The following is a 3,575-nucleotide window of genomic DNA, read 5'->3' on the forward strand; positions in this document are numbered from 1 at the left end:
GTATAACTCTTTCCCACCTGGTCCGGCGGCTAATACCATGCCTTCTGACATACCGAAACGCATTTTACGTGGTGCGAGGTTTGCTACCATAACGGTATGTTTCCCAATCAGATCTTCCGGGCTATAAGCAGATTTAATGCCTGCAAATACCTGTTTGGTTTCACCGCCTAAGTCGAGCTCTAAACGAAGTAGTTTATCGGCTTTTTCTACATGTTCTGCATGGGCGATCCGTGCAATACGCAAATCTACTTTGGCGAAATCATCAAAGGTAATTTCATCGCTGATAGGATCTTTTGCCAGCGGACTGTCCGCGGCCAACTTGGGTTCGGCTGTGGCGGTCAGGTTTTCTTTGGAGTCTTCTACCATGGCGTCTATTTTCTCCATATCGATGCGTTGCATCATGGCTTTGAATTTAGTAATGCTGTGCCCGGTTAGCACCGTTTGGGTACTTTCCCAGGTTAACGAGTCATTCAAAAATGCTTCGGCTTTTTGCGCGAGTACCGGTAGTACAGGTTTTAGGTAGGCCACCAAAATACGGAACATATTAATACCCAGCGAACACACATCGTGGGTGAACTGCTGTTTGGTTTCGTCTTTAATGGTTACCCAGGGCGCATTGGCATCAATAAACTGGTTGGCTTTGTCTGCCAGGGCCATGATTTCCCGTATTGTTTGATGGTATTTACGGTTTTCAAAATTTGCCGCAATGCTGTCGGAAGCTTGATGGAATTCGGCCATTAAGGCTTCATCCAAGATGGAATCTGATAATTTGCCATCAAACCGTTTGGTAATAAAGCTGGCACAACGGCTGGCGATATTCACCACTTTACCCACCAGATCAGAATTGACCTTTTGCGCAAAATCGTTGAAATTCAGATCGATGTCGGTAACACCATCGCTGAGTTTTGACGCAAAGTAGTAGCGTAAATATTCAGGATTTAAATGGTCAAGGTAGGTGCGACCTTTAATAAAGGTGCCACGAGATTTGGACATTTTCGCGCCATTGACCGTGACAAAACCGTGAATATTCACACCAGTTGGTTTGCGGTATCCAGCGCCTTCCAACATGGCAGGCCAAAATAAACAATGGAAATAGGTGATGTCTTTACCGATAAAATGATAGAGCTCGGTGTCTGTACCTGGCTTCCAGAAATCGTCAAAGTTAACGTTATTTTCGTTACAGAAATGCTGGAAACTGGCCATGTAACCCACTGGTGCATCTACCCATACATAAAAGAACTTGTTAGGTGCGCCGGGGATTTCAAAACCAAAGTAGGGGGCATCGCGACTGATGTCCCACTGTTGTAACCCTTCTTCAAACCATTCTTGTAGCTTGTTTGCCATTTCATCTTGCAGCGCACCAGAGCGGATCCAAGTTTTAAGCATGCCTTCAAACTGTGGCAAATCGAAGAAAAAGTGTTCGGATTCTTTGAGAACTGGCGTTGCGCCCGACACCATACTGCGGGGCTCTTTGAGTTCCGTAGGGCTGTACGTTGCACCACACACGTCGCAGCTGTCGCCATTTTGATCTTCGGCGCCACAACTTGGGCAGGTTCCCTTGACGAAACGATCCGGTAAAAACATTTCTTTTTGTGGGTCGTACAATTGATTAATGGTACGCTTGCTTATGTACCCAGCGTTATCAAGACTTTGATAAATTGATTCACATAACGCCTTGTTTTCCGGTGAGTGAGTCACATAATAATTGTCGTACTCAACGAAGAAATCCTGTAGATCCTGGTGATGCTCTGCACGGGTACGGGCAACCATTTCTTCTGGCGTAATACCCAGTTCCTGGGCTTTAAGCATAACCGGCGTACCATGGGCATCATCGGCACACACGCTGTAGCATTCGTGTCCGCGCAGGCGTTGAAAGCGTGTCCAGATATCCGTTTGGATATGCTCTAGAAGATGTCCAAGATGGATAGAGCCGTTCGCATACGGCAGGGCACTGGTAACCAGAATGCGACGTTTCGCGTTGGCTGGTGCAACAGAAGTCGACGTGTTTTCAGACATAATGATAAGTTCTGTTCTCTAGCGTTAGAAAATGGCTGCAAATACTAGCGGAATCGTACCGCTTTTGCATTACGAAAATGGCAAGGCCATGCAATTTGAAGGTGAATTATGTTCTTTTCTCAAAAAGGTGACAAGACGCTCGATGTCGTCGCTCAATCTTTAGCGGATTATTATGCCCTAAGCTTAGCGCAAACCCAACCGTGGTGTAATGTTGACAATGGGAAGTGTGTGGTAACACTGCCGTTTTGTGCCCAGACCCAATACGAATTAGTGCAAAATGTCATCGCTAACGGGCTAAAAAATGCGGGCGTCCCGGCAATGGATGTCACCCTTTCTCAGAAAATTGAAGGCGCGCAAACCAAACAACCAGCGGTAACCAACATTCGTAATATTGTGGCGGTGGCTTCCGGCAAAGGGGGCGTGGGTAAGTCTACAACCAGTTTGAATTTAGCCTTTGCCCTGATGCAAGAAGGCGCTAAGGTGGGTATTCTTGATGCGGATATTTATGGGCCGTCGGTTCCTATTATGTTGGGTAATCCCGATGCCCATCCCGCCAGCAAAGATAACAAGCATATGCAGCCCATTGAAGCGTGGGGGCTGGTGGCCAATTCCATCGGCTATTTAGTGCCTGCCGAAGATGCCGCCGTGTGGCGAGGACCTATTGCAAGCAGGGCGTTAACCCAACTTGTGGAAGAAACACAGTGGCCTGTATTGGATTATCTGATTGTCGATATGCCACCTGGCACCGGCGATATTCAGTTAACCATGTCACAACAAGTGCCGTTAAGCGCGGCGGTGGTGGTTACAACGCCTCAGGATTTGGCCGTAGCCGATGCACAAAAAGGGATCTCCATGTTCGAAAAGGTGGATGTACCTGTGGTGGGGCTGGTGGAAAACATGAGTTATTATCAGTGTACGGCCTGTGGTCATAAAGATTACCTCTTTTCAGAAGGCGGCGGCCAAGCGTTGGCGCAGCGCTACGAATTACCCTTACTCGCGGCGCTACCGCTGGATACCACAATTCGAGAACATGCGGATCTTGGCAAGCCGTTAGTGCTGGAAAAACCCGACAGTGCTATCGCTAATGTTTACCGGGAAGCCGCCAGAGCCATGTCCATGCAAATGGCGCTGACATTACCCAAACGTGAGTCTGAAAGTAATATTCGTGGTGAAACCATCGGATTAACTCAGTTATAAGCCAATTGAATACGTTGTGCGTGGCAATGATGCCGCGCATAATAGCCGCCATTATTTTTGTCAGGACAGTGAATTTATGCGTTTGTGCGATCGTGACATTTTCGATTACCTTCAAAAGGGCAAAATAAAAATTGACCCAACCCCAGAATATGACCAGATAAGCGGGCTTACCGTTGATATAAGACTTGGCAACAAATTTCGTGTTTTTGAGGACCATCAGGCCCCGTTTATTGATTTAAGTGGGCCTAAAGCCGAGGTGCAAGAAGCGCTCAATTCGGTAATGAGTGACGAGATAGAACTTGCTGATGGCAAAGCGTTTTTTCTTCACCCTGGGGAACTGGCATTGGCGATCACCCATGAGT

The 3,575-nt window shown here is 47.3% G+C and carries 3 protein-coding genes; 2 read left to right on the plus strand and 1 reads right to left on the minus strand.

Going from position 1 to position 3,575, the window contains the following annotated elements; all coding sequences use genetic code 11:
* A partial coding sequence (gene metG, locus V5298_RS20105) for a methionine--tRNA ligase (RefSeq protein ID WP_332933200.1) occupies nt 1–2,016 on the minus strand: 2,016 nt, incomplete at its 3' end.
* Between the two features lie 108 nt (nt 2,017–2,124).
* Between metG and apbC the strand changes: the two genes are divergently transcribed.
* Nucleotides 2,125–3,213 (plus strand): iron-sulfur cluster carrier protein ApbC, encoded by a 1,089-nt coding sequence (gene apbC, locus V5298_RS20110; RefSeq protein WP_332933201.1) that lies wholly within the window; start codon nt 2,125–2,127, stop codon nt 3,211–3,213.
* 76 nt (nt 3,214–3,289) lie between these two features.
* On the plus strand, nt 3,290–3,575 hold a 286-nt coding region (locus V5298_RS20115; protein ID WP_416351212.1), incomplete at its 3' end, for a dCTP deaminase.

Source organism: Alteromonas sp. 14N.309.X.WAT.G.H12 (genome assembly GCF_036697315.1).
Classification (GTDB): domain Bacteria; phylum Pseudomonadota; class Gammaproteobacteria; order Enterobacterales; family Alteromonadaceae; genus Alteromonas.

Bases quoted from the DNA above. Each gene is read 5' to 3' on its own strand.
- apbC (WP_332933201.1), top strand. From the start codon at position 2,125: ATGTTCTTTTCTCAAAAAGGTGACAAGACGCTCGATGTCGTCGCTCAA.